The organism is Parazoarcus communis (assembly GCF_003111645.1).
GTDB classification, from domain to species: Bacteria; Pseudomonadota; Gammaproteobacteria; order Burkholderiales; family Rhodocyclaceae; genus Parazoarcus; species Parazoarcus communis_A.
Map to the genome: position 1 here is coordinate 3,123,979 of NZ_CP022187.1, position 26,462 is coordinate 3,150,440.

General features: G+C 57.2%; 22 protein-coding genes. 15 read left to right on the top strand and 7 right to left on the bottom strand.

Features of this window, described 5'->3' with window-relative positions; all coding sequences use genetic code 11:
* Positions 1-182: 182 nt before the first annotated feature.
* Positions 183-896, bottom strand: coding sequence for a hypothetical protein (locus tag CEW83_RS14175; RefSeq protein ID WP_234418833.1), 714 nt, complete (start codon positions 894-896; stop codon positions 183-185).
* 501 nt (positions 897-1,397) lie between these two features.
* Here CEW83_RS14175 and CEW83_RS14180 point away from each other — a divergent pair.
* On the top strand, positions 1,398-2,186 hold the full coding sequence (locus CEW83_RS14180; protein WP_108949920.1) for a hypothetical protein: 789 nt from the start codon (positions 1,398-1,400) through the stop codon (positions 2,184-2,186).
* 563 nt (positions 2,187-2,749) lie between these two features.
* On the opposite strand, the gene CEW83_RS14185 is transcribed toward CEW83_RS14180, so the two are convergent.
* From CEW83_RS14185 to CEW83_RS14195, 3 genes are all read right to left on the bottom strand, one after another.
* Positions 2,750-3,019, bottom strand: a complete 270-nt coding sequence (locus CEW83_RS14185) for a hypothetical protein (RefSeq protein ID WP_234418834.1) — start codon at positions 3,017-3,019, stop codon at positions 2,750-2,752.
* Positions 3,020-3,027: 8 nt separating this feature from the next.
* A complete protein-coding gene (locus CEW83_RS14190; RefSeq protein WP_108949921.1) occupies positions 3,028-3,762 on the bottom strand; it encodes a hypothetical protein in 735 nt (244 codons plus the stop codon).
* Between the two features lie 574 nt (positions 3,763-4,336).
* Positions 4,337-5,416: a hypothetical protein gene (locus tag CEW83_RS14195; protein ID WP_108949922.1), complete on the bottom strand. Its 1,080-nt coding sequence runs from the start codon at positions 5,414-5,416 to the stop codon at positions 4,337-4,339.
* A gap of 410 nt (positions 5,417-5,826) precedes the next feature.
* On the opposite strand from CEW83_RS14195, the gene CEW83_RS14205 reads away from it, so the two are divergent.
* Positions 5,827-6,570 (top strand): competence protein CoiA family protein, encoded by a 744-nt coding sequence (locus CEW83_RS14205; RefSeq protein ID WP_234419089.1) that lies wholly within the window; start codon positions 5,827-5,829, stop codon positions 6,568-6,570.
* Positions 6,571-6,881: 311 nt separating this feature from the next.
* Here CEW83_RS14205 and CEW83_RS21455 read toward each other — a convergent pair whose 3' ends face one another.
* Positions 6,882-7,202, bottom strand: coding sequence for a hypothetical protein (locus tag CEW83_RS21455; RefSeq protein ID WP_234418835.1), 321 nt, complete (start codon positions 7,200-7,202; stop codon positions 6,882-6,884).
* A gap of 99 nt (positions 7,203-7,301) precedes the next feature.
* On the opposite strand from CEW83_RS21455, the gene CEW83_RS14215 reads away from it, so the two are divergent.
* The 12 genes from CEW83_RS14215 (at position 7,302) to CEW83_RS14270 (ending at position 22,442) form a co-directional block, all read left to right on the top strand.
* Complete coding sequence (locus CEW83_RS14215; RefSeq protein WP_234418836.1) at positions 7,302-8,399, top strand: hypothetical protein; 1,098 nt, start codon at positions 7,302-7,304, stop codon at positions 8,397-8,399.
* A 213-nt stretch (positions 8,400-8,612) separates the two neighbouring features.
* On the top strand, positions 8,613-11,654 hold the full coding sequence (locus tag CEW83_RS14220; protein WP_108949925.1) for a type I restriction endonuclease subunit R: 3,042 nt from the start codon (positions 8,613-8,615) through the stop codon (positions 11,652-11,654).
* Complete coding sequence (locus tag CEW83_RS14225) at positions 11,644-12,933, top strand: restriction endonuclease subunit S (protein ID WP_108949926.1); 1,290 nt, start codon at positions 11,644-11,646, stop codon at positions 12,931-12,933. Before CEW83_RS14220 ends, CEW83_RS14225 begins: the two co-directional genes overlap by 11 nt.
* 344 nt (positions 12,934-13,277) lie before the next feature.
* Complete coding sequence (locus tag CEW83_RS14230) at positions 13,278-14,141, top strand: AAA family ATPase (protein ID WP_420094081.1); 864 nt, start codon at positions 13,278-13,280, stop codon at positions 14,139-14,141.
* A 5-nt stretch (positions 14,142-14,146) separates the two neighbouring features.
* Positions 14,147-15,148 carry a virulence RhuM family protein gene (locus CEW83_RS14235; RefSeq protein ID WP_108949928.1) on the top strand — a complete coding sequence of 334 codons (1,002 nt, stop codon included), beginning with the start codon at positions 14,147-14,149 and terminating at the stop codon, positions 15,146-15,148.
* Positions 15,145-16,764 carry a type I restriction-modification system subunit M gene (locus CEW83_RS14240; protein WP_108949929.1) on the top strand — a complete coding sequence of 540 codons (1,620 nt, stop codon included), beginning with the start codon at positions 15,145-15,147 and terminating at the stop codon, positions 16,762-16,764. The genes CEW83_RS14235 and CEW83_RS14240 overlap by 4 nt, the downstream gene beginning before the upstream one ends.
* Positions 16,765-17,214: 450 nt before the next feature.
* Positions 17,215-18,273 carry a virulence RhuM family protein gene (locus tag CEW83_RS14245; RefSeq protein ID WP_108949930.1) on the top strand — a complete coding sequence of 353 codons (1,059 nt, stop codon included), beginning with the start codon at positions 17,215-17,217 and terminating at the stop codon, positions 18,271-18,273.
* The gene (locus tag CEW83_RS14250; protein ID WP_108949931.1) at positions 18,270-19,217 is read left to right on the top strand and encodes a DUF5655 domain-containing protein; all 948 of its coding nucleotides are present in this window, start codon (positions 18,270-18,272) and stop codon (positions 19,215-19,217) included. Before CEW83_RS14245 ends, CEW83_RS14250 begins: the two co-directional genes overlap by 4 nt.
* A gap of 217 nt (positions 19,218-19,434) precedes the next feature.
* Complete coding sequence (locus tag CEW83_RS14255) at positions 19,435-19,902, top strand: helix-turn-helix domain-containing protein (RefSeq protein WP_108949932.1); 468 nt, start codon at positions 19,435-19,437, stop codon at positions 19,900-19,902.
* A 1-nt stretch (position 19,903) separates the two neighbouring features.
* Positions 19,904-20,485 (top strand): PIN domain-containing protein, encoded by a 582-nt coding sequence (locus CEW83_RS14260; protein WP_108949933.1) that lies wholly within the window; start codon positions 19,904-19,906, stop codon positions 20,483-20,485.
* 277 nt (positions 20,486-20,762) lie between these two features.
* Positions 20,763-21,209: an inorganic diphosphatase gene (locus CEW83_RS14265; RefSeq protein WP_234418837.1), complete on the top strand. Its 447-nt coding sequence runs from the start codon at positions 20,763-20,765 to the stop codon at positions 21,207-21,209.
* Between the two features lie 120 nt (positions 21,210-21,329).
* On the top strand, positions 21,330-22,442 hold the full coding sequence (locus CEW83_RS14270) for a mechanosensitive ion channel family protein (protein ID WP_108949935.1): 1,113 nt from the start codon (positions 21,330-21,332) through the stop codon (positions 22,440-22,442).
* 25 nt (positions 22,443-22,467) lie between these two features.
* Here the strand turns inward: CEW83_RS14270 and CEW83_RS14275 are convergent, their stop codons facing one another.
* Positions 22,468-23,364, bottom strand: a complete 897-nt coding sequence (locus CEW83_RS14275; RefSeq protein ID WP_108949936.1) for a LysR family transcriptional regulator — start codon at positions 23,362-23,364, stop codon at positions 22,468-22,470.
* A gap of 142 nt (positions 23,365-23,506) precedes the next feature.
* Between CEW83_RS14275 and CEW83_RS14280 the strand changes: the two genes are divergently transcribed.
* Entirely contained in the window at positions 23,507-24,973 is a 1,467-nt protein-coding gene (locus CEW83_RS14280; protein WP_108949937.1) for an MFS transporter, read from the top strand.
* Positions 24,974-25,079: 106 nt separating this feature from the next.
* On the opposite strand, the gene CEW83_RS14285 is transcribed toward CEW83_RS14280, so the two are convergent.
* Positions 25,080-26,447 (bottom strand): aspartate kinase, encoded by a 1,368-nt coding sequence (locus CEW83_RS14285; RefSeq protein WP_234418839.1) that lies wholly within the window; start codon positions 26,445-26,447, stop codon positions 25,080-25,082.
* Positions 26,448-26,462 lie beyond the last annotated feature (15 nt).

Below are 26,462 nucleotides of genomic sequence, written 5' to 3' on the forward strand. Positions count from 1 at the left end.
TGAGACCAATAGTTAGTAGGGCACTACCGAAAACCTGGCGTGGCCCCGGAGCTCAGGAGTAGTTCGCTACATCGTGTCGATCCACCCTTGAACTTGCGATGATCGAACCGATAAATCACGTAGCAGCAGCTTCCAAGGTAATTTGCCCCCCCTATTTAACAGCCTGAAGCATTCCAAGACTACTACGGTGGGAACTGGACAGTCGCCAACGCCTCGGACTCACTCACGGCAGGCAACCGATCACGGGGAACAGGTTCATGAGCTACCCAATCCTTCTCGCCGATAGCCATGAACCGATCAATCGCAGCTTCGATGGCTGCTTGATCAATCACGTCGACGTCGAGCACGATCTCAACGCCAACACCGTACGCATAGCTGCGATCTAGCAAAAACGATTCATGAACTACTGGCGGTTCGTTGCAGACGATCTCCGCTTCCAGTTTTTGCAGCTGTTCATCGAACGTCAATCCTCCAAGATGTTCGAAACGCATTTCGTCGCGCTCTGCGAGTTTGTACGACAGGATTTTCCCCGTCTTTGAGCGCTCCGCTGCCTCGAAATGCAGCTTAAAGTTCATTTCGAGCTCCTCGGTGGTCAGCATGCCTGCAACTCGGTTGTACGCAATGTCGTGAGTTTTTTGCCAAAAGGCTTTCCGAGCAGTAATGACAGTTACGTTCCAAATCGTGAACCGCTCGGAGCCGGGGAAGTAGAAGTTAAAGCTCTGCTTGTACAGATCCGGACGACCTGGCTCGTTAAGCACGAGACTACTATCGAAGCGCCCCCCGAATCTGCCGGCATTGCGGCGCATCCTGCCCTTGAGGCGAATGACCGCTTCCCTGCGCTTATGCCGTGGCAATGTTAGAAACGGCGGACCGCGCTTTACATGGCGGAAGGTCATTGCTCACCCCCTTCCTCATCGCTCGCTTCAGCGCATCCCGCGTGACGTTGAGAGGCAAGGGTTTCGGCGACTCGCGACTGATCATTGATCATGATGGGATTTCTTCGACATCTTTTAGGGATTCTCAGCGAACTTTTTTACGCCCCTAAATCCCGAAACGCAACCCGGTTTTGTGCAAAGCTCAACGCCCATCCATGACTGCGTCATTGGTCGTCTCAGGCTGTTCTTGTACACGTCCACACGGTGATCTCGAAGCAGCGCACGTAGGGGCAGCTCAACACGAGGCTAAGGCACTCTCGCAGATCACGAACTCGTCTGCTCAGGGGCCCGCAATCAAATTGGCAGTCTGCTGGTACGTTACACGTCCGAGTACCACCAATCATTGTTGAGACGGCACGTTATCTCGTTTGTCATTTTATGTGCCAACTAATATAGGCACATTTAGATTCGACTTTGCCTTAGGATGTGTCCAACACGTTAGCACTGAGGAGGCAATGACAAATGACCAACTTTCTCCCCTATCGGTATCCCCCCAAAGGCAGCGCCACAATTGGCGCACTCTCACGTGAAGACATCCTGCAGGTCGTAGCTGATGCGATCCATGGGCTTAGCGCAAAGCTCGATCTGTTCTACGGTCGGTCGAGTCTTGGCGCTGGACTCGCCGACTCTCCAGAGTACAGAGCCAAGATGAATCAAATGGCTGAAGACAGCGATATCTACGCGCAGCTTCTGATGGTTAGGGATTACGCAGTGGACGGGATTTTCCCGGAGTTTCTCTTCAACTTTGGGGAGGTCATATACGATGTGATGGCTTTCACATATGCACAGCTACGGCCATTCAACTACATGGATGAATTTTATGGCGTCCCAACGAGCGGCAATATCGAGATATTGAAGCCCCTGCTCATCAAATTTTTTGCTCGTTGGAAGCTGGATGTTCCTCATGAGCTTGAATTCAAGTACGACTTCGTAATGATGTTTGCTGAGCAGATGGATCTAGATGAATCACGACTTTCACTAACCGAACTAGCCCTGCTTGCGAACATGACCGAACGTAGCGTCCGAAACGCAACTCAGCGAGATGTTCCACCAAGTCGCCGTCTTCGAACAAAAAAGGAGCGCTATTTCGTCTATGTCGACCGCGAAGAAGCAATTCGGTGGCTCTCGGGACGCAGGGGGTTCATCAAATCGACGTTGCCGGACGGCTTTCCCACATCAGTGTTTCGTCCCGTCACTGAAAAGCTAGGGATATCGATTGACTCGCTTACACAACAACACGATCTAGGTTGAACGCTTCAGGAGGAAGACAACAATGTCCATCAAGACGATCTCACTAGCTGATGAGGCCCAACTGAGCTCAATTGCAACGACTGCAAAGCTTACGCCTTATGGCAAGCACACAAGCACTGAGATGAGAGTTCGAATCATTGAGTTGAAGTCAGATCGACTGCTATTGCCAATCGTGCTCCACAAAGATGTCGGACTCGCAAACGACGGAACGCTCGTCACATTGAGTGTCGCAGTTGATCCATCGATGTATCGCCACGAACTCGTATGCGAATCCTCTGGAATCAGAGCGGGTCGTAATGCTAGAACTCAAGAGAACCTCTTTCGGCACAGCGGTTACCGCGTGTTCGCGGAACCCAGTGATGGCCGAGAGCCTCCAGGGATGCGATATCAAATTGACTGGAAACGAGGAGGGCCGAACGCCTTACTTAAACTCCTGAAGAACCTACAGGTGCCGATGACTAACTGACCATCGAGCCGCAATCGATTTACTCCTGTAGTAGCTTTCGCCCGAGTCGTGAGGCTCGGGCGCCTTTTTTGGTCAATCGTGGATAGGCGACTTTGCATCAATGCCGATTAATGCGCTTTGTCAGGTGACCGACAGTGATCACCTTATCGTCAGGACCAACGACGGCAAAGACACCAAGATGCTCGTCGATAGCAGCAGCGAGTGGTCCAGCGTATGTTTCTACTTTACGCCTGGCTCGTTTGTCGAAAAATAGCTTGGATGCACCTTTACCTGCCGGCTCGGCCCTACCGAACTCCCTCAGCAAGTCGATCACGATTTGTGGTATCGCCCGTTGCTGGGCACGAACGGCTGCATGTTTCGTCATCATCGCGTCCCTCACAGTAGATCAAGCAACTCATTGAGCTTCTTGGATGCCGATGATCCCGGAATCGCCGAGTCTGGCAAATAACATGAAAGTCCCAAAAGACCGTACCCACCGATTTTCATTCCGAAAACCGTTGTATAGAGGCTTGCTGCGGGAGCTACTTCATCAAACACCGTCCGCTGAACCTGGATCGTTTTTCCACTAGTTGGCTCAACGTAGTCGAAGAGATCCTGCTCCTCGCGATAGCACTCAAACCCTGCCCGGATTGCCCAAAATGGGTTTGATTGCGGTTCAAGCGGGTAGAAGCCGGACTGGATAGCATCTCGATAGTGATCAGCCTCAGCCCAGAGATCAGCACGCCACTCCGACTCGACAGCAGGGAAAAGCAGTTGGTCGATCACACGCGGAGATGCTGCAAGCAAAAGGAACAGCCGATTAAAGAAAGCGTCCCGCACGATCATCTTGCGCTTAAAGATGTCATTCATCTTCTCTACAAGATCGTCGGACAAACTCAAGCTGACGAGCTTTGTATCCAACGCATCCAGTTCCTTCGACACATAGTCGAAGCTCTCCTTCGAGTTTGGGATGGAAACCTCCTCATCCAAGCGGCTTAGCTCGAAATCTAGGATCTTCTTCAGATACGCATCTCGCCGCAAACATGCGTTCTCCAGCTTCACGTTCAGCTTCTGAATTATCGGCTTCCAGATCTGAACGGAGATCTTGGTCGGGGGCGCTGTTTCGTTCATAACCCACTCCTTTTGAAGTGCATCGGATGTAACGAAGACTACGCGCGCCATTTGCCCCCGTCAACTTCTTTATTAATCTGCGCCATATGGCGCAGCCAAGACCTGATCTTCCCCCGACAGGTCGCTGCCCGTCCAAACTGCCTGAGCGATTTGCTTCCCTGACACGCCACGATGAAGACCCGCGTGTCAGAGTGCGCGTGGAATATCACTTCCTGAAAGCAACTGCGGATGAGCCGGACCAGGGCACGGACGTGATGCAGCGAACGAGTCGCGCGACATGTCAGTCCGGCAGCTCAGAAGAACAGGAAGTGAAGAGTCCGCCCGATGAAACATGAGCGGTACTCCGATCTCTTTTCTGCCCAAGGAACGTCCCTGGCATCGCAGTACCCTGTCAATTCAGAACCTTGCTCCCGCAACGAAGCGATCCTTGGACACTGAACTCCATCGGCACTCGCTAACCAAGAACGATAAGGGGATGCTAAACAAGGCAACTTGCTTGGACGAATCAGCCTGGCAAAGGCGCATGGAGGAAACTATGCGCACAAGGCCCGCACCAAATCACTTACGAACGCTCCTAGCGGCGCGGCGCTCGTAGCCAATAGCCCGACAGGAGCTGGTGGTCGAAACTGAACACATGCTCCCCAGGCTCATCAGTACACCGGCCAACAAGGCGATCAAAAAATTCGAGCTTGCCATCATTCACCCAAACCTTAGCGCCGCACAGGGGGCATTCTGCCGCGTATCTGACAAGCCTCAGGTTATATCCATACGTACGATTGTTCTCGGCCGCGTCGTCGTCCCATGTAAGTTCAACCTGACAGTCACGTTCCTTGAATGGGTAGAAGAGCGGCGACGCCATAATGATTTTTCGGTCATAGAGGCGGGCCAACGGATGAAGCAGAACCCAGTAGAACACAGCGGACATCAGCATCAGCGTCCAGTTCAGCCCTGAAGACGTAGTCGTCGCAAGCGCAAGTAGCAGCAAAAGCCCAGTCATGAGCGCAAGCATCCCGAGGGCCAGTACAGGAACGTACCGTCTGCGTCCGTCCACCCGCACAGCCCGTTCGCTTTGCCGCCTGAAAAAAAGCGGAAGAAAGAATAACCGCCCCAGCCACGAGAATCTAAGACTGGACTTGTCTTCGTGATAACGCAGCACGAAGGGAAGCTCGCTGTAAGTCGCTGGTAGCGTTGGCTGTTCGACAGTCGCACCGACCGGACGCCATTCCAGCCGATACGTCGCACTGCGACCACCTGGCGAGCGATCTTTGACAGGCCACAGGAGCCCGTCAAAACCTTCTTTTACTGCGCCCGCCGAAAACCGCCCGACGAGCTCGCGAAACATCGTTTCGAGTTCCGACCAGTGATCATTCAGTCTCTTGCGCGCCTTGCTTCCGTCCACGGCCGCTGCGCTTTCGCCCCTCCCCTCAACGACGCTCGACCAGAGCTCCTTCGTTGCTACTGGGTTAGCAGGGGTTCCGTCTTTCCAGTCAGCCGAATGCTGAATCAAGAGGCCCCTGAAGACATCCCACGGAACGCCCCTGTAGTCCGCGTTCCGGTCCGGATCGATGAAGCGTTGAAACCAGCCAGCGTAGCGAACAAGTTCGGCAGGACTGGGCTCAGCCGTCTCAACAGCTCCATCCGAGAGATCACTCATTCTCACACCCCGTAATAATGCCAATAGTCTAGCAGCGAACCGTCCGGAGACCGTTCCAATACCGGCCGCGTCCAGCATTTACGCGGGTTTGAGCACCTAACCTGACCTCTCCCATCACGCAAGGAGAAAGGTCATGTCGAACGTCGTCATTCTGCATATTCATGGTGTTCCGATCCATCTACGCCCGCTCCCATCGGGTGACATGGCTGTCTGGCATCCGTGCAACGACCCTATCCGAGCCATCGTCGAGCCCATCTGTCGGAACAGAGGACGATGGGAAGGCCAGTACCAGAACTGGATTGTGTTTCATCAGTTTCGCGCCATCGTTTCAGACGAACTTCGCGCAGAGGTCGATCATGGCTAGATCGATCGACCGCACACTAGATTTCGGCATGGACTCGGAGGGGCGGATGCGCTCCATCAGGGAAGTCGATCGCGGGCTCCCCTGTGGCTGCTTCTGCCCAGCGTGTAAAGCCCCATTAATCGCCAAAAAAGGCCCTCACCGCGTTCACCATTTTGCTCATCGCGGCCGAAGCTGTGGAACGGGGCAAGAGACTGCGCTTCACCGGATGGCCAAACAAATCCTCGCCGACGAGCGTCAACTACTTCTCCCGCTTGAGTTCGAGCCTACGCTGTACGAGGAGGCGCTCTTACCCGACGAACTACGATGGCACGGACAACGCCCAGACGTCGTACTGCGCTCGGAATCTACCGTCCTACATGTTGAAATCACAGTGACGCACCGATGCGGCGATGACAAATGCGCAGAAATCACTCGGACAGGGATACCCACCGTTGAGATCGACCTGTCTAGCGCCTACCGTCGCCAACGTGCAGGTTGGACCACTGCAACACTCAGGGGACTAGTTGTCCTCGACCCCGGCATCCGACGATGGTTACACCTGGATATCGCGGTCAAAGATGAGCCCTATGAACCAACACACATCCACGAAGCCACGGATACCGCACCCCAAAGCCCAGCGCCTCCGCGAGTGAAGCCGCGCGTCCCGCCAGTGTTGCAAGCGTCGTCGGAGTCACCCATGCAAAGCGGTAACTCACTACTCGTTTTCGATCCATGGTGGGGGTTGGTTCCGCGAGACCCGATTGCGCGAGAAAAGCTCATCAGGGAACTCAACGAGCGAGGCAGCAACTAGGCATCGGGATGCCGCAACAGTCTAAGGTTAAACTTGAAATTTCCTCCACAAAAAGTATACTTCTAAGTATCTATTTTTTATACATTTTTTTGCAGTCAGGCGTCCTTTTCGCGTCTGTCAATTTATGCCTGCATCTCTGCCAAATTTTGCTTAGCAACCTCCTGAAAAGCCGCGCAAAGCGAGGAGGGCTCTGCCAATTTATGCCCACCGCTACACGTTTGTCGGATGACACAGAAAGTGAAAACTGTGCCAGGTTAGTGAAGAATTACTGACATCGATAATGAAAAAAGCTCCCAAGGGAGCTTTTTTCATTAGGACTTCGTGGTGCAAACGTCAGAACTTCGGCCGGAGTTGTCGTTCACGTCCATCTCACTAAGCGGCTGGTTCGGCTCTCGCACCTGCCACTGGTTATCGTGACCATGGATTTGATGAGGGGGGCAGTCAGGCTTGTCATTTTCCGGCCCTGACCTGAAGAAAGTACTGGCGTTGTAGAGATTCGCGCGCTTTAGCGCTTGCACCCAACCGCGTTCGAAATCATTGAAAGCGTCGGTGCCGGACTCGTATGGGTTCTTGTAATGCTTGCGATCCCTGAAATGTCGTGCGCCTTCCGCAACGATGTCCTTGTTGCTCATCTCGTTCTCCAACTTTGGCGTAATGTCAGCTTGATGGACGGGGGCGGCTAGTTGCGGCGTTAGAATTGTTTCGACATCCCGATGTTCTTAACCGAGATCATGAATACACCAACTCTAACTGCCCCCTCTTGTGCCGCTGATCTGTGTTTCAGCGACGAGCTCAGTGTGGCCGCGGAGCCTGATGGAAACTACGGAAAAGCCTGTGATACCCCGTTTGCGGGAGAAAGGGAGCTCAAAGTGCTGGCCAGGTGGCTGGAGCAAGAGCAGTCCGATGCCGATGGTTGGCACATCCTTAACGAACTCACCCGGCGAAGCCTGGACCGTATCAACATGTCAGAAAGTGCCCGATGTTTCACCACCGAGGAGTTGTGCGATTGGGCAGGCATTGCCGCCACCAGCAACCTCTGGAAGAGTGTCAAGACGTGGTGGGAGTCCCGGCGTAGACGAGTACGTCTTGCGATGTGCCGCGCTGGTGTCGATTTCGAGCCCATCCTCGATCGCCGAGGAGGAGGGGGACGCGGTAACAGGGCTGTGAACTCATTGCGGATGGTCCCCCTAATCGAAGGAGGCGCTGAAGAATCGCTGCAGGAAACCAATAACCCAGACGTCGATACTGCAACAGGCGCTCTGGTAGTGCCAATAGTCGAAGAAGTGCTCTATTGGCAGCCCAATGACTTGCCTGTCAAGCTCTCCAACTTACTACTGCGAAGGTTGTTCAGCGCAGGCGAGATGGGCATCGGTTCACTGCGACACAACCTCCTGCGTTTCAACCTCTTGGGCTCGTCCCTGTTCATGCTCATCTTCTCCATATCGGCGGTGGGCATGATGGTTATTGAGAACCGCCCAATTGGGACTCGTGACCTCGGCCTTCTTTTCCTTGTAGGCATCGGCGGTCTGATGTGGTGGCAGCAGTGGCGGCCAGTTCTTCTCGCGCGTGAAGACCGCATTACCCCGTTGCCGGACGAATGGTTGCCGATCAAGGCGGCCCCGGCGCAGCTTGAGCGTAAGCGCACCGATTCCGGCGAAGTTTTGCGACTGGTGCGCTACGTGGCTACCTGCCCCGTGTGTGGAGGCGATATGCATCTGGCCAGAGGGGCTCCAGAATGGCCGCGGCGCACCGTTGGGCGATGTGCCGATGCGCCGCGGGAGCATGTGTTCAGCTTTGATCCAGTGAAGCTAGTCGGCCATCGTCTCTAAGGCAGCGGGCGGCTTGGAAAGCGGGCGAACCGGCGGGGGGAGACGGGTATTCGGCCTCAGCTGCCATTGACCGGTCCGGTGCCTAGCGGCCGGTCTGGTGCTGTCAGCAGCCACCCAACTTATATAATCCGATTCTCCTATTCAGACATTAACTAGAATGGCATTTGCGCGGCCGAAATTACCCTCAGTTACCGAGATTGCAGAGCACCAACGATGATTGAACAACAAATCGAACAAAGCTTCATCGACAGACTGACGGGGCTTAAATACGAATATCGCTCGGACATCACTGACCGCGCCGCGCTGGAGAAAAACTTCCGCGACAAATTCGAGGCGCTGAACCGTGTCCGTCTCACGGATACCGAGTTCGCCAGGCTGTTGGATGAAATCGTCACTCCGGATGTCTTCACAGCTGCCAAGACCCTGCGCAGCATCAATGCCTTTACCCGCGACGATGACACGCCGCTGAACTACACCCTGGTCAATATCAAGGACTGGTGCAAAAACCACTTCGAGGTCATCAACCAGCTCCGCATCAATACCGACAACAGCCACCACCGCTACGATGTGATTCTTCTCATCAACGGCGTGCCGGTTGTGCAGATCGAGTTGAAGACCCTCGGCGTCAATCCTCGCCGGGCCATGGAGCAGATCGTCGAATACAAGCACGACCCCGGCAACGGCTACACCAAGACGCTGCTCTGCTTCATGCAGCTGTTCATCGTCAGCAACCGCGACCGCAGCTACTACTTCGCCAACAACAACGCCCGCCACTTCGCTTTCAATGCCGACGAGCGCTTCCTGCCCATCTACGAGTTCGCTGACGAGGACAATCGCAAGATCACCCAGCTCGACGAATTCGCCGAGCGCTTCCTGAAAAAGTGCGACCTCGGGCGGACCATCAGCCGCTACATGGTGCTGCTCGCTGGCGAGCAAAAGCTCATGATCATGCGGCCCTACCAAGTCTATGCCGTGCAGCACATGGTGAAGTGCATCGACGAAGACAACGGCAATGGCTACATCTGGCACACCACCGGCAGCGGCAAGACGCTCACCTCCTTCAAGGCCTCCACCCTGCTGAAAGAAAACGACCACATCCACAAATGCGTGTTCGTTGTGGACCGCAAAGACCTCGACCGCCAGACGCGGGAAGAATTCAACAAGTTCCAGGAAGGCTGCGTCGAAGAAAACACCAACACCGCCGCCCTCGTGCGTCGCCTGCTTTCCGAGGACTACGCCGACAAGGTCATCGTCACCACCATCCAGAAGCTTGGCCTGGCGCTGGATGAAAACAGTAAACGCAACAAGCAGCGCAGAAAAAACGGCCAGGCCACCTACAAGGAACAGCTCGAAGCGCTCAAGGACAAACGCATCGTCTTCATCTTCGACGAATGCCACCGCTCGCAGTTTGGCGAGAACCACAAAACCATAAAAGCCTTCTTTCCCAAGGCGCAGCTCTTTGGTTTCACTGGAACGCCCATATTTGGTGGCCCCAAGGGCAACGCCAGTCGCGTAAAAATCGACGGCGAGGTAGCTTCTTACCAAACCACCGAAGAACTCTTCCAGAAGCAGCTCCACGCCTACACCATCACCCACGCCATCGAGGACGGCAACGTCCTGCGCTTCCACATCGACTACTTCAAGCCTGAGGGCAAAAATCCGCCGAAGCCCGGCGAAGCCATCGCCAAGAAGGCGGTCATCGAAGCCATTCTTGCCAAACACGATGCCGCCACCGGCGGACGCCGCTTCAACGCCATCCTCGCCACCGCATCCATCAACGACGCCATCGATTACCACGCGCTGTTCAAAACCATGCAGGCGGAGAAGGCGGCCACCGATCCCGACTTCAAACCGCTGAACATCGCCTGCGTCTTCTCCCCGCCCGCACAGCTCGCGGAGAATCCCGAAAGCAAAAAGGACATCGAACAGCTCTCCGAAGATTTACCGCAAGAGCAGGAAGACAACAAGGTCGAGCCGGACGCGAAGAAGAAAGCGCTTGAAGCCATCCTCTCGGACTACAACGCACGCTACGGCACCAATCACCGCCTCAGCGAATTCGACCTCTACTACCAGGATGTGCAAAAGCGCATCAAAGACCAGCAGTGGCCGAATGCCGACTACCCCGCCGCGCAGAAGATCGACATCACGATCGTCGTGGACATGCTGCTCACCGGCTTCGATTCGAAGTTCCTAAACACCCTCTACGTGGACAAGAAGCTCCAGCACCACGGCCTCATCCAGGCCTTCTCCCGCACCAACCGCGTGCTCAACGGCACCAAACCCTACGGCAACATCCTCGACTTCCGCCAGCAGCGGGACGCCGTGGATGCCGCCATCACCCTCTTTTCCGGCGAGAAGACCGGCGAACAGGCGCGGGAAATCTGGCTCGTGGACAAAGCGCCCGTGGTGATCAAGAAGCTGGAGTCCGCCGTACAAAAGCTCGATGACTTCATGAACTCCCAGGGCCTAAGCTGCACGCCCTCCGCGGTCGCCAATTTGAAGGGTGACGAGGCCCGCGCCGCCTTCATCTGCCACTTCAAGGAAGTCCAGCGCCTCAAGACCCAGCTCGACCAATACACCGACCTCACCGGAGAAAACAAAGCCAGCATCGAGCAAGTGCTGCCCGAGGACAATCTGCGCGGCTTCAAGGGCCAGTATCTGGAAACCGCCAAAAAACTCAGAGATCAGCGGGGTAAGAGCTGCAAGGCGGGTGATGGCCCCGACGCCGACGACCCCGTGGATCAGCTCGACTTCGAGTTCGTGCTCTTCGCCTCCGCCGTCATCGACTACGACTACATCATGGGCCTCATCGCCAAGTTCTCGCAAAAAGGGCCGGGCAAATCCAAGATGAGCCGCGAGGAACTCATCGGCCTCATCAGCGCCGATGCCAAGTTCATGAACGAGCGCGACGCCATCGCCGAATACATCGGCACGCTCAAGGCCGGCGAGGGCCTCAGCGAAACCGCCATCCGCGAGGGTTACACCCGCTTTAAGGCCGAGAAGAACGCCAAGGAACTCGCCGCCATCGCCGCCAAGCACGGCCTCGCGACCGCTGCCTTGCAAAGCTTCGTGGACGGCATCCTTGACCGCATGATCTTCGATGGCGAAAAACTCAGCGACCTCTACGCCCCGTATGACCTCGGCTGGAAAGAGCGCACCCACAAGGAAAGCGCCCTGATGGAAGATTGCGCCCCCTACCTCGTCAAACGCGCCGATGGCCGCGACATCTCAGGACTCAGCGCCTATGAGCAGTAAGACAAAAACCACTGCAGCGACGGAAGATGCAAGGCCCGCGCTGGTGCCGAAGCTGCGGTTTCCGGAGTTTTTTGGGACGGGGAGCTGGGAACAAAAACATATTGAAGACTTCTTCAATGTTGGCTCCAGTAAGAGAGTATTGCAGCAAGACTGGATCGCACAGGGCATACCTTTCTACCGGACTAGAGAGTTGGTCTCACTGAGCAAGAATGAACCCTTTTCAAGCGAAATATTCATCTCCAAGCCACTCTTCGAAGAAATCACTCAAAAATACGGGGCACCACGAGAGGGTGATTTCTTAATAAGCGGGGTAGGAACGCTGGGTATTTCCTATTTGGTAAAAAAAGGTGACGAATTCTATTTTAAGGATGGCAACGTCATTTGGTTTTCAAGGAAGGGCGGGATCTCATCCCTCTTCTTCAAGTATTGTTTTGAATCCGATGTGATTCAAGACCAAATTCTGAAGCAAGCGTCCGTTTCCACAGTTGGCACGTACACAATTCAGAATGCAAAAATAACTAAATTTTATTGCCCGCCGACAGAAGTAGAACAACAAAAAATCGCCGAGTGCCTGAGTTCGGTGGACGAGCTGATGGCCGGTCAAGCGCGAAAAGTGGGGGCGCTCAAGACCCATAAGAAAGGGCTGATGCAGCAGCTTTTCCCCCGCGAAGGTGAAACCCAACCCCGCCTCCGCTTCCCGGAATTCCAAAACGTCGGCGAGTGGAAAAGGATGGCCTTGGGCCAAGCCGCGATTTTCTACAACGGCCGAGCCTACAAACAGGAAGAGCTGCTCGAATCTGGGAAATACCCAGTTCTACGTGTTGGGAACTTCTTCACCAGCAACGCTTGGTATTACTCAGATCTTGAGTTGGATGAGACGAAGTATTGTGAGAAGGGCGACCTGCTTTATGCGTGGTCCGCGTCCTTTGGACCCCGCATCTGGCGCGGCGAAAAATCCATTTATCACTACCACATTTGGAAAGTGATTGAGCAGCGTGGAATCGACAAGCAGTTCCTCTTCATCACCCTCGAAAATGAAACTGAAAACATGAAGGCCAAGACTACGAATGGGCTTGGCATCATGCATATCACTAAAGGGGCAATCGAGAGCTGGCAAAGCGCTTTCCCGACATTGGTCGAACAGAGGAAGATCGCAGACTGCCTCACGAGCCTCGACAACACGATCGCCGCTGAAATCGAGAAGCTCGATACCCTCAAGTCTTACAAGGAGGGTCTGATGCAGCAGCTATTTCCATCCCCTGATGCCATCCAATCATGAGCAAGATAACAACCATCAACAAATTCAGATCGCTGGAGTCACTGGCAAAAAAACTCCGCAGGGATTTAAAGGGAGTTAACAAACGCAAGAAGACGGCCAATCGGAAAGGCACTACACCGGTTTCAGGAAATGATTTCGTTCTGGTATTTGCACACAATGGCGTGGGGAAAACTCGCCTGTCGATGGAATTTAAAGACTTGGGCAAGAAGGAGGAGAAACGGGACACTCTTTACTTCAATGCCTTTACTGAAGACCTCTTTGATTGGGACAACGACCTCAATGAGGACCGGGAACGCAAAATTAAGTTTAAGGCTCAGTCTCGCTTCTTTGATGGCCTTGACGGAATGGGCATTGAAGACCTCATTCGCCCACTTCTTCATCAGCACGCTGACTTTGATTTCAGAATTGACTACGCTGCGGCCGAGATACGCTTTCATCGCGACGTGACGGTGGCCGGAAATCGCAGGCGGCTTGAGGACATCAAAATCTCCCGAGGCGAGGAAAACATTTTTATCTGGTGCTTCTTCTTGGCCATTCTCCAACTCGCCATCGAAGCTGAAAAGGGAGCGCCATACGATTGGGTAAAGTATGTTTATATCGATGATCCCATCTCGTCGCTGGATGAGCACAACACAATTGCCGTTGCGGCTGGTCTAGGTGGATTGCTGAAAAATGAAAACAATAAGTTGAAGGTCGTGATCTCTACGCACCATGGCTTGTTCTTCAATGTGATGTTCAATGAACTTACGGGGAAGAGACCCCCTGAGGGCAAAGACAATATTAGGAAGAAGGCATACATTCTGCACCGGCTGAATGAGGCCCAGACATACACTCTCGAAGATACAGGCGAGTCCCCCTTTCTGCATCATGTCGCGGCCTTGGACGAGCTGCGTGCGGTGGCCAAATCTGGAAAGATTTCACAATATCATTTCAACTCGCTCCGTAGCATTCTCGAGAAAACCGCCATATTCTTTGGCCGACAACACATCTCTACATGTTTTGAAGGGCATGCTAATAAGGCCCTCTACGCGCGCTTTTTGAATGTCAGAAGTCATGCCAAGTACTCGGTCTTCGAATCTGAATCGATCACCTCCACGGACAAGAAGATGTTCCGCGAGATTCTCAACGTTTTCTTGGACCGCTATTCATTCCGCCCTGCAGTGGCAGGATCAGCAACCGCACCTGCATCCCACCGGGCACCAGCATAGACACCATGAACGACCTGATTCTCTACACCACAGAAGACGGCCGCAGCCAGATCAAGCTGCGGGCGCAGGAGCAGACCGTCTGGCTGACGCAGTTGGAGATGGCCGAACTCTTCGATGCCACGAAGCAAAACATCTCCCTGCACCTGAAAAACATCTTCGAGGACGGGGAGTTGGGCGATGACTCAGTTGTCAAGGAATCCTTGACAACTGCCGCCGATGGCAAGCGCTACCAGACACTGCTCTACAACCTCGACGCCATTCTGGCCGTGGGCTACCGCGTGCGCTCGCCTCGCGGGGTGCAGTTCCGCCGCTGGGCCTCAACCATACTGAAGGAGTACCTGAGCAAGGGCTTCGTGATGGACGACGAGCGGATGAAGAACCCAGACGGACGCCCGGATTACTTCGACGAGATGCTGGCGCGCATCCGGGACATCCGGGCTTCCGAGAAGCGCTTTTACCAGAAAGTACGCGACCTCTTTTCCCTCTCCAGCGACTACGACAAGACGGACAAGGCCACGCAAATCTTCTTCGCCACGGTGCAGAACCTGTTGATCTTTGCCGTGACGCGGCAGACCGCCGCCGAACTCATCACCGCGCGGGCGAATCCTGCTGATCCACATTTTGGCCTGCTCGCCTGGAAGGGCGACAAGGTGCGTAAGGCGGACATCGTCGTGGCCAAGAACTACCTGACCGAGGACGAGATCGACACCCTGAACAGGCTGGTGGTCATCTTTCTGGAAACGGCCGAACTACGGGCTAAGAGCAAGCAGGAGACGCGCATGGCCTTCTGGAAGCAGAATGTGGATCAGATCATCACGTCCAATGGTTTCCCGCTGCTCACCCACGCCGGCACCATCAGCCACGAGCAGATGGAAGCGCGCACGGGTGAGCTTTACCTCCAGTTCGACCAAGGCCGCAAACGGCAGGAAGCCATCGCAGCTGACCAGCAGGACGAGGCCGACCTCACCGCGCTGGAAACCAAAATCAAACGACGCCCGAAGAAATGACCGAAACCAACCAAAAGCAACTGGGTAACACCCTCTGGAGCATCGCCGACCAACTGCGCGGGGCGATGGACGCGGACGACTTCCGCGACTACATGCTGTCCTTCCTTTTCCTGCGCTATCTCTCCGACAACTACGAGACGGCAGCGAAGAAGGAGCTGGGGCGGGACTACCCGGATGTCGGCGGCGATACCCGCAAGGTGCCGCTGGCGCTCTGGTATGCGAACAACGTGGACGACATCCCGGCGTTCGAGAAGCAGATGCGGCGCAAGGTGCATTACGTCATCCAGCCCGCTCACCTGTGGAACAGCATCGCCAACCTGGCCCGCACGCAGAACGGCGAGCTGCTCAACACGCTGCAAGCAGGCTTCAAGTACATCGAGACGGAGTCTTTCGAGAGCACCTTCCAGGGCCTGTTCTCCGAGATCGACCTGGGTTCACCCAAGCTGGGCAAGAAGTATGAGGACCGGAACGCCAAGCTGTGCGCCATCATCCAGAAGATCGCCGAAGGGCTGGCGGAGTTCTCCACGAGCATCGACGCGCTGGGCGATGCCTACGAATACCTGATCGGCCAGTTTGCAGCCGGGTCCGGCAAGAAGGCGGGCGAGTTCTACACGCCGCAGCAGATTTCCGACATCCTTTCCGCCATCGTCACGCTGGACAGCCAGGAACCGAAAACCGGGACCAAGCAGCGGCTGGAGAGCGTGCTAGATTTTGCCTGTGGCTCCGGTTCGCTGTTGCTCAACGTGCGCAAGAAGGTGGCCAAGGCCGGCGGCACCATCGGCAAAATCTTCGGCCAGGAAAAGAACATCACCACCTACAACCTGGCGCGCATGAACATGCTGCTGCACGGGGTGAAGGACACGGAGTTCGAGATCTTCCACGGCGACACCCTGCTCAACGAGTGGGACATGATGCGCGAGCAGAACCCGGCGAAGAAGCCAAGTTTTGACGCCGTCGTCGCCAATCCGCCGTTCAGCTACCGCTGGGAGCCGACCGACGCGTTGGCCGACGACGTGCGCTTCAAAAGCCACGGCCTCGCCCCCAAATCCGCCGCCGATTTCGCCTTCCTGCTACACGGCTTCCACTTCCTCAAAGACGAGGGCGTGATGGCGATCATCCTGCCCCACGGCGTGCTCTTCCGTGGCGGTGCCGAGGAACGCATCCGCACCAAGCTACTCAAGGACGGCCACATCGACACCGTCATCGGCCTGCCTGCCAATCTTTTCTACTCCACCGGAATCCCGGTTTGCATCCTCGTGCTGAAGAAGTGCAAGAAGCCCGACGATGTGCTCTTCATTAACGCCAGCGGCCCCGAGAACTTCGACAAAGGAAAACGCCAGAACCAACTTAGCAAGCTGCACATCCAAAAGATCATCGACACTTACCAATTCCGAAAGGAAGAGACGCGCTATTCACGGCGGGTGTCGATGGCGGAGATCGAGAAAAACGACTTCAACCTGAATATCTCGCGCTATATCAGTACGGCGGTGGGCGAGGCTGAAGTCGATTTGCAGAAAATCAATTCCGAGCTGGTCACCCTGGAGCAGAATATCAAGGATGCACGGGACAAACACAATGTCTTCCTCAAGGAGCTGGGCCTGCCAGCGTTGCCCTGAATCTCAAAGAGCTTCAATAGGTTCGCATCAACAGGCGCGGCATCGGACGGCAACGCCGCTACGCTCTATTGCCGCCGGGGAGCTTGGACGTTACTGAACGTCCGCTGCTTCTGGTAAGCAATTTTTGCTTTGAGTTGGGTCCGAATGTCGGGCGCACTTCGGAGCGGACGTAGAAGCCAACTTTTGGAGCTACGACCGCTGGCCGCCTCATTTCTGCCTTTAGCTGCGACATACCCCAGCGGCCGCTTCGGCCGAATTGTTGTCGTTCAGGGACCACTGTTTCTCGCTTCTCATGCAGATGCAGTTCCTCCGTCAGACCAGAGACTTACCATGTCTTTTTTGCTTTCAAATTGACAGCAACTTGTTAATAATCAACGCACTATGTGTTGCTTAGGTCTAGCCTTCTGAGTACTCTGCGAGTTGGACGATAGCGACCGGAAGGGAAAGCACATGAGTGATCAGCCAAGCGGCGAGTTTCTGCTCTACGAAACCGAGGACGGCAAGACCCGTGTGGAATGCCGTTTTGCCGCGGACACCCTGTGGCTTACGCAAGCACTGATGGCGGACCTGTTCCAGGTGACGGTGCCGACAATCAACGAGCATCTGAAGACGATCTTTGCTGAGGGCGAACTGCTGGCCGAGGCAACTATTCGGAAATTCCTAATAGTTCGCCAGGAAGGCAACCGGCAAGTCAGCCGGAACCTCGATCACTACAACCTCGATGCGATCCTCGCCGTGGGCTACCGCGTGCGGTCCGCGCGTGGCACGCAGTTCCGGCGCTGGGCGACGGAGCGGTTGCGCGATTACCTCGTCAAAGGCTTCACGATGGATGACGAGCGCCTGAAGAATCCGCCGGTGGGCGCGTCCGTTGCGCCGGATTACTTCGACGAGCTGCTCGGCCGCATCCGCGATATCCGCGCCAGCGAGCGGCGCATGTATCTGCGGGTACGCGAGATCTTCGCGATGGCGGCTGACTACTCGCCAACGCTGGCCGAGACCACGCAGTTTTTCCAGAGCATCCAGAACAAGCTGCATTACGCGGTGACGGGCAAGACGGCTGCCGAACTGATCTATGAGCGGTCCGATGGGTCGAAGCCAAACATGGGTCTTACGAGCTGGAAATCAGGCCGTGTGAACAAGACCGACGTGCGCGTGGCGAAGAACTACCTGCACGAGGAGGAGATCGACGAGCTTAATCGCGTTGTTGTGATGTGGCTGGACTTCGCCGAAGATCAGGCCAGGCGGCGCAAGGCCGTCTTCCTGAAGGATTGGGAAATGAAGCTGGGCGAATTCTTGCAGTTCAACGAGCGTGAGGTTCTGCTGGATGCGGGGAGCCGTTCGCACAAGCAAGCCGTCGCTCACGCTGAAGTGGAGTACGAGCATTTCGCCGCACAGCGCCGCGCAATGCTGGAAGCTGAGGGCGAAATGCGTAACGTGCAGATGCTGGAGGAAGCCGCCAAGGCCTTGCCGACACCAGCAAGAAAAAACAGCAAACAAGGCTACGAGTGAGCGACATCAAACTCTTTCGCTACACCAACAACGGCGCCAGCGAGTTGGCCGGCAATTCAGCGGCCATCGAGCGCACGCTGCAGCGCCTGATCGAATCGCAGATGGAGATCTTTCTCGGCGTGCGTTTTCTGGCTACCGAGTACAGTACCGGCGCCAAGCACCGCGGGCGTATCGATTCGCTTGGGCTGGACGAAAACGGCTGCCCGGTGATAATCGAGTACAAGCGCCATAGCAACGAGAACGTGATGAACCAGGGCTTGTTCTACTTGGACTGGCTGCTTGATCACAAGGCGGACTTCCGCTTTCTGGTGATGGACAAGCTCGGTAAGGACGAGGCAGACAAGATCGAGTGGAGCGGCACGCGTCTGTTGTGTATCGCAGCGGACTTCACACGCTATGACGAGCATGCTGTCGCGCAAATCAACCGCAATATCGAGCTGATCCGCTACAAGCTGTTTGGCGATGATTTGTTGTTGTTCGAACTGGTCAATGGCGGCAGCGCAGCGAGTACGCAATCGCTTGCCGAAGCTGATGTGCCGATTCGCGAGAAGCCTGCCAAGGTGCCCGCAGCAGCCACATTGGCAATGAAGACGCACGCTGACCAGATCGCCACGGCTTCGCCCGAGCTGCTTGCGCTCTTCGAGCAGACGCGCAGCTTCATCCTCGCGCAGGGCGACGACATCATCGAGAAGCCGCTGAAGCTCTACGTGGCTTTTCGTAGACTGAAGAATTTTGTATGCATGTCGCTGATCTCAAAACAGAATCCGCATGTTTTCCTGACGCTGAAACTGGATCCAGCAAGCGTTGTGCTGGACAAGGACTTTTCCCGTGACGTGACCAATATTGGTCACTGGGGAACCGGCGATCTGGAGTTAACCCTGCGCACGCCCGCCGATTTCGAGAAGGCAAGATCTCTGATTGAACGGGCGTACCAAGAAAACTGAGCACATCTGCGGTGATCCTGTGCTCGGAATGGCCTGCAGCGTGTCGCCGATACGTCTGATCCTGCTTGAAGAGCATCGAAACTTCATCCTCCTATCGGGTGGATCAAAAAAATACAGCTAGTAAACGTTTCGTTTATTTCGTTTGTTTCGTATATTACGGATACAGGGAAGCTACTTCTGGTAGCACCCGCAGAGAAACAAACAGGAGGAAAGCATCATGGCAAACGCGCAAGCAGCCATCGACACCGTGCTGGATGAGCACGATGCGGCACTGGCGCAAGCCGCTCAACGTTGCTTGATGGCAGCGTTGGATCATTCGCGGGCGGACACCATACGGCTGATCGCAAAGGGTGAAGACCAGGCTGAGGCGGTCGTAGAGCTACCCCCAAAGGTGTTGCGCTTCATGGCCGATCTGCTCGGGGTCATGGCACAGCGTCAGCCTGTAGCCGTGCTGCCGCAGAAACTTGAACTCTCCACTCAGGAAGTGGCAAACATGCTGAATGTGTCGCGTCCGTACGTGGTCAAGGAGATCGAGGCAGGACACCTGCCTTGCCGTAAGGTTGGTCGCCATCGGCGTGTCCTGTTCGAGGACATGATTGCTTATCAGCAGAAATCTCGCTCTGAATCGGATGCGGCGTTGCAGGCCTTGGCCGATCAGGCTCAAGAGCTGGGCCTGGGGTACTGATATGGCAGGGTCGGCACGCTACACGGTGATTCTGGACGCTTGCGTGCTGTACCCAGCGCCTTTGCGCGACGTGCTCTTGAGCCTTGCCAGTGCGGGGCTGTTCCATGCGCGCTGGTCTGAGCGGATTCAGGATGAGTGGGTTCGCAACCTCTTGCTGCAACGGCCGGATCTGAAGCTGGAGGATCTGCAGCGCACCCGTACATTGATGAGCAGTGCCATTCCAGATTGCCTCGTGACGGGGTGGGAGCCCATCGAGCAGATCATTACGGGACTTCCAGACCCGAATGATCGTCATGTCCTTGCAGCCGCACTTCGCGGCCATGCCGACGCAATCGTGACATTCAATCTGAAAGACTTTCCGGCTGAAGTCATGGATGCGGTGCAGGTTGAGATTCAACACCCAGACGATTTCCTGCTTAATCAACTCGATCTGGCGCCATTTCCGGCACTCAAAGCCATCAAGGCCATGCGTGCCAGACTGCGCAAACCGCCCATTGAAGCAGCAGAACTGGTGACGATGCTTGAAAAACTTCAGCTTCCGCTAAGCGCGGCCAGACTGCGTGAGGTCAGTGAGCTGATCTGACGCCATGTCTGCAGATCAAGCCTCGCTGACAGCGCTGCACGCTGAAAACGCACGCCCAAATGCATAGTTTGAAGCGCATGAAATCGAGTGGCGAGTTCCCTGAATCACCAAGGTGCACCCTTGACGCGGACTGAGCACCGCCAGCCCCCATTCAGGACTGACTTCCGACCCAGCAGGCGATCCTTCAGGTTTTCGCATCTACACTTGCGGTATGAACCCTCCAGGCCGAAGTGATCCCGACACTCAGCAGGCAGCGTCCGCACCGCCCGAGCTCGAAGTGATAATCGAAATTCCGCGGGGCAGTTTCATCAAGCGCGGATCGGCCGGGCAGCTCGACTTCATCTCTCCGCTGCCATGTCCCTTCAACTACGGCTCGGTGCCAGACCTGCTGGGCCTTGAGGGCGATCTGCTCGATGCGCTGGTGCTGGGGCCGAGGCTTGCGCAAGGCACACGCGTGCGGGTCAAGGCCTGGGGCGCAGTGACCCTGACCGACAGGGGGATGCAGGATGACAAGCTCGTCTGCAGCGTACAGCCTCCAAGCGCATCGACACGCGACTTCATCCTGCGTTTCTTTCACCGCTACGCGAAGTGCAAGGGACTGCTGAACTTCTTCCGTCGGCAGCCCGGGCGCAACGCCTGCGAGGGCTGGTGCGAGGCTGGCGTTGCCCTTCGTCGCGCGCGGCCGAAACCCGGTACATGGAAAGGGGCGCCGGTCGACTTCTGATTTTCGTCGGCGTGGCGGATCACAGCCAGCATTACCCGGCGCGCAGCGGAACCATTTGCCTGCATCGCCCCCTTACCTTGTGCATTGCGGCAAACTGTCGCCACAGGACATGAGGCGCTTATGAACGAACTCAACATTCCCGACCCACAATCACTCGAAGCCTGGCTCGACGGCCGCATCGGTCCCTGGATGGGTAGCCTGGTCGCGGCGGCCCTGGCGCTGACCCTCGCGCTGGCGACCCACAGCCTGATCTACGTTGCGCTGGCCCGATTCGTCCGTGGCAGCACGGTGGGCGAAGCCTTCGTGCGGGGGACACGCATGCCGATGCGCTGGGCCATGCTCGCGCTCGGCGCCCTGCTCGGGCTTGAAGGCCTGCCGGCCGAACTCCCCGGCGTGGGCCCGGCGCACCAACTTCTGGTGCTCCTTACCATCGGCGCACTCACCTGGACCGCGCTACGTGCGGTGCACGGCGTGGGAACGGGCGTGCTCGACGGCTATCGCGACAGCGACATCGCGGACGAGTACCAGGCCCGCCGCGTGCGCACCCAGACGCGGGTACTGACCCGTATCGCCGGCTTCCTCGCGGTCACGGTCGGTACCGCGGCCATGCTGATGACTTTTCCCGCGGTCCGCCAGATCGGCGCCAGCATGCTGGCCTCGGCCGGCGTCGCCGGACTGGTGGTCGGTTTCGCCGCGCGCCCGGTGCTCGCCAACCTGCTCGCCGGCCTGCAGATCGCGCTGACCCAGCCGATCCGCATCGGCGACGTGGTAATCGTGGAAAAGGAGTGGGGCTGGATCGAGCAGATCTTCAGTACCTACGTGGTGGTGCGGGTGTGGGACGAGCGCCGCCTGGTGGTGCCGCTCAACTATTTCATCGAAAACCCGTTTCAGAACTGGACCCGTGACAGCTCGCAACTGATCGGCTCAGTCCATTGGTGGGTGGACTACCGCATGCCGCTCGCGCCCCTGCGCACCGAACTCGAACGCCTGTGCAAGCTCGCCCCGGAGTGGGACAGCCGGATACAGGTCCTGCAGGTGGTGGACGCGAGCGACCGCGCGGTACAGTTGCGTGCCCTGGTGAGCGCACCGGATGCGGCCAAGGCATGGGATCTGCGCTGCCGCATCCGCGAAGGGATGCTCGACTTCATTCAGCGCGAGTATCCCCAGTTCCTGCCGCAGATCCGCGCCGAGCCGGCGGCCGACAGAACGGCGGCCGCCTTCGATGCCGTTTGATGCCCGTCCGCAGTCACTCGCGCATTCAGCGCAGCGCCGCACAGACATCCCTGACACGGGCACGTAACCACCGATGTGCCGGCTCGGCATCCAGCCGTGGGTGCCACAGCATTGAAACCGAAATTTCCGGCAGCGGAACGGGCAAGGGAAAACTGAACATACCGCTGCGCAGGCCACCGGTATGGCGTTCGGGGACACTGGCAACCAGATCCGAAGCCCGTGCCAGGGCCAGCGCAGTGGAAAAGCCGCTGACAATCGTGACAATCTCTCGTTCGAGGCCAAGTTCCGTCAGCGCCTCATCGATCGGCCCCTTGTCGAGCCCCTGTCTCGAAACAAGAATATGCGCGGCGCTCGCATAGCGCAGCGGTGTGAGCTCACCCTGGCTCAGCGTGTGCCCCGCACGCACCACGCCGATGAAACGGTCCCTGAACAAGGCCTGCACACGCAGCTCCGGTGCCGCCGATTTTCCGACCACGCCAGTTTCAAGATCGACGAATCCGTCGCGAAGGGCCCTGCCATCCTTGTCGGGCTTGTGCACGAAGCGCAGGCACACTCCGGGCGCCTCGTCCCGGACGCGCGCGATTAGCGCCGGGCCAAACGTCTCTGCAAAACCTTCACTTGTCCGCAGCGTGAAGGTTCTGACCAGGCGCCCGAGATCGAGTTTTTCGACCGGGCGCAGCACAGCCTCGGCATCGTGCACGAGTTGTCGGGCGCGCTCGCGCAGTTCGACCGCCCGCGGCGTTGGGACGAGACCCCGCCCCGCTCGGACCAGCAGTGGATCGCCCGTCACCGTGCGCAACCGCGCCAGCGCCCTGCTCATCGCGGACGGGCTCAGCCTCAGTCGCCTTGCAGCCCTCGCCACGCTGCCCTCGGCCAGCAGGACGTCGAGGGTGACAAGCAGATTCAGATCGGGTTTCGACATCAGTCAAGCATAGCAGCGCCCGGTCGATATATGGCGTCAAACGCAACATTAAAGTGCAAACGCTGCGTCTTCCGCCATGCAACTGAGCGTTCTACGATTTCGACATGCCAATAGCGGCCATTGCCGACAACAGGGGCTCATCATGAAAACAATCGAAACTGAACGCGTTTCTTCCATTGCGGACCCGACGAAAGGCGCAATCCCGCTCCGTGGCGCGCTCGTCAGTCTGTCGCTATCGGTATTGCTGTCCTCACTTGGCACCAGCATCGCCAACGTTGCCTTGCCGAACCTCGCGGAAGCGTTCAATGCGTCATTTCCGGCGGTGCAATGGATCGTCCTCTCCTACCTCCTCGCCATCACGACCCTGATCGTGAGCGTCGGCAGGCTCGGCGACCTCATTGGCCGCAAACGGCTGCTACTGGTCGGAATCGCGCTGTTTACCGTCGCCTCAGGCCTGTGCGGCATGGCGTCCTCGCTGCCGACGCTGATCGCTGCCCGCGGGCTTCAGGGCCTTGGCGCCGCCATCATGATGGCCCTTGCCATGGCCATCGTCGGAGAGATCGCGCCGAAGGCCAGAACCGGCAGCGTGATTGGCCTGCTCGGAACGATGTCAGCAATCGGCACCGCACTCGGGCCATCGCTCGGTGGCCTGTTGATCAACGGCTACGGCTGGCCGGCAATCTTTCTCATCAACCTGCCGCTGGGCATTGTGGCGCTCGTACTCACCGATCGCTACCTGCCACGGGAACTCGCACGCACCGGTGCCGGGCGCCCCACTTTCGACGTGATCGGCACGCTGCTGCTCGCGCTGGCACTCGCGGCCTACGCGCTGGCAATGACAACAGGCCGCGGCGGTTTCGGCCTGCAGACACTGGGTCTGTTGCTGATCGCAGCGACCGGGATCTGCTTGTTCGTGCGTGTCGAATCAAAGACCGCATTCCCGCTGCTTCAGCTTGAGCTCTTCCGCAGCCGGAGCCTCAGCAGCAGCCTCGCCACGAGTGCAATCGTATCGACGGTCATGATGTCGACACTGGTTGTCGGGCCGTTCTATCTGGCACGCGCACTCGGACTCGGGGCGGCATCCGTTGGACTGGTCATGTCGGTTGGCCCGCTCGTTGCCGCACTGACCGCCGCGCCTGCCGGGCGCATCGCCGACCGCTTTGGCGCGCAAGGCGTTTCCAGCCTCGGACTGATCGGCATGGCAAGCGGATCGCTTGCGCTATCCATCGTCCCCTTCACACTCGGCATCCCCGGCTACATCACGCCTCTTGTGGTGATCACCGCAAGTTATGCCTTGTTCCAGACGGCCAACAACACCTCGGTGATGAAGGATGCCGGCCCGAACCAGCGCGGCGTGGTGTCCGCCGTGCTCAATCTGGCGCGGAATCTCGGCCTCATCACTGGCGCGTCGGTAATGGGTGCGGTGTTCGCGCTGGCCTCCGGAAGCGCCGACATCACGACCGCATCTCCCGCATCCGTTGCGCTCGGCATGCGGCTCACCTTCGCAGTCGCAGCGCTCCTTCTCGCAGCCGCACTTGCGATTGCATACCGCAGCGTGCCACGCCAACCGGAAGTCGCCTCTCAGCCAGCCAGTTCCCGGGGACGCTGAACACTGGCAACAAAAGCGTCGCGCCGCGCTTGAAACCTGCCGGCGCAGGCGCGCGGTTCCGCTTGCGAGAGGGGCAGACCTGTCGGTCCGGCTGCCCCTCGATGGATTACGCCACCGGCACCGGTGTGCCGGAATTGACGCACAGCGAGTGGTTCAGCGCGATGATCGACTTCTTGTAGTCCTCGCGCTCGACGATGAACTGCATGTTCACCTGACGCAGGGTCTGCGACACGCAGTTCACGTTCACCTCGGCTTCAGCCAGCGCCTGTGCCGCGCGGGCGAGAACGCCGGGGATGCTGATGTTCGAGCCGATGGTGCACACGATGGCGCTCGGCTTGATGGTGACCACCTGGTACGTGGTCTCCAGCTCGTCGATCAGCGCCGGCGTGACCGAGTTCTCCCACAGCAGATGGGCGATCGAATTGGCGTTGGTGGCCTTGAGGATGTAGGACACGTCGTGACGACGGAAGATCTCCAGGATGCCGAGATCGAAACCTACCGTGCCGACCATGCTCGGGTCATGGATCTCGACCAGCGTCACCTTGTCGCTCCCGGTCACGATCTCCACGCGGGCGCGCTCACCGACGTAGTCCTTGGTGATCAGGGTGCCGGGATGCTCGGGCTCGAAGGTGTTCTTCAGGCGGATCGGAATGCCGGCCCGTTCCATCGGCTTGGACGCCTTGGGATGAATGGCCTCCATGCCGACATCGGCCAGCTGGTCGGCCACGTCGTAGTTGGTGGCGCCCACGATCACTGCGTTCTCCAGGCCGACGATGTTGGGGTCGGCGGAGGACAGGTGAAACTCCTTGTGGATCACGGCCTCGGCCGGTCTCACTTCCACTGCGATCTTGCTGAACGTGACTTCGGAGTATCCGCGGTCGAACTCGCGCATGATGCCCTCGATCCCCTTGGTGTAGCCGGTGGCCACCACCACGTTGTTCGCCAGATCAAGGTCCTTGAAGCTGTTGCTGATGCGCTGATCGATGGTCAGGGCTTCGTCATCATGAAAACCTGCGAGGTCGAGCAGGATCGCATTCACCCCGGCAGCCTTGAGCATCTCGACCGCATTGAATGCGCTGTGCGATTCGCCGATCGATGCCAGCACCTCGCGTGCCGCCAGCAGCACGTTCTCGCGGCTCAGGTAACCACTGGCCAGCACGTGATGCATGGCGTCGAGGTATTTCCTGGCTTCGCCAATGCGCGTATCAACGAAGGCATCGGCCACATCCAGGGGCAGGCCAAGGTCGGCAAAGCCTGCGTTGAGCTTCTTCAGGCTCTGGGCCAGGTTGCTCAGCGCACCGTGGTAGTCCTTGCGCTCTGCAAACAGCGCATAAATGCCGGGCTCGCCCGTCTTCTTGTGCTCGAGCAACTGGTTGGTCACACCCGAATAGGCCGACACCACATAGATACGGCCATAAATGCGCGCCTTGTCGTACAACATGATGTGCCGCAGCACATCTCCGAATGCCGACATTGACGTGCCACCGAT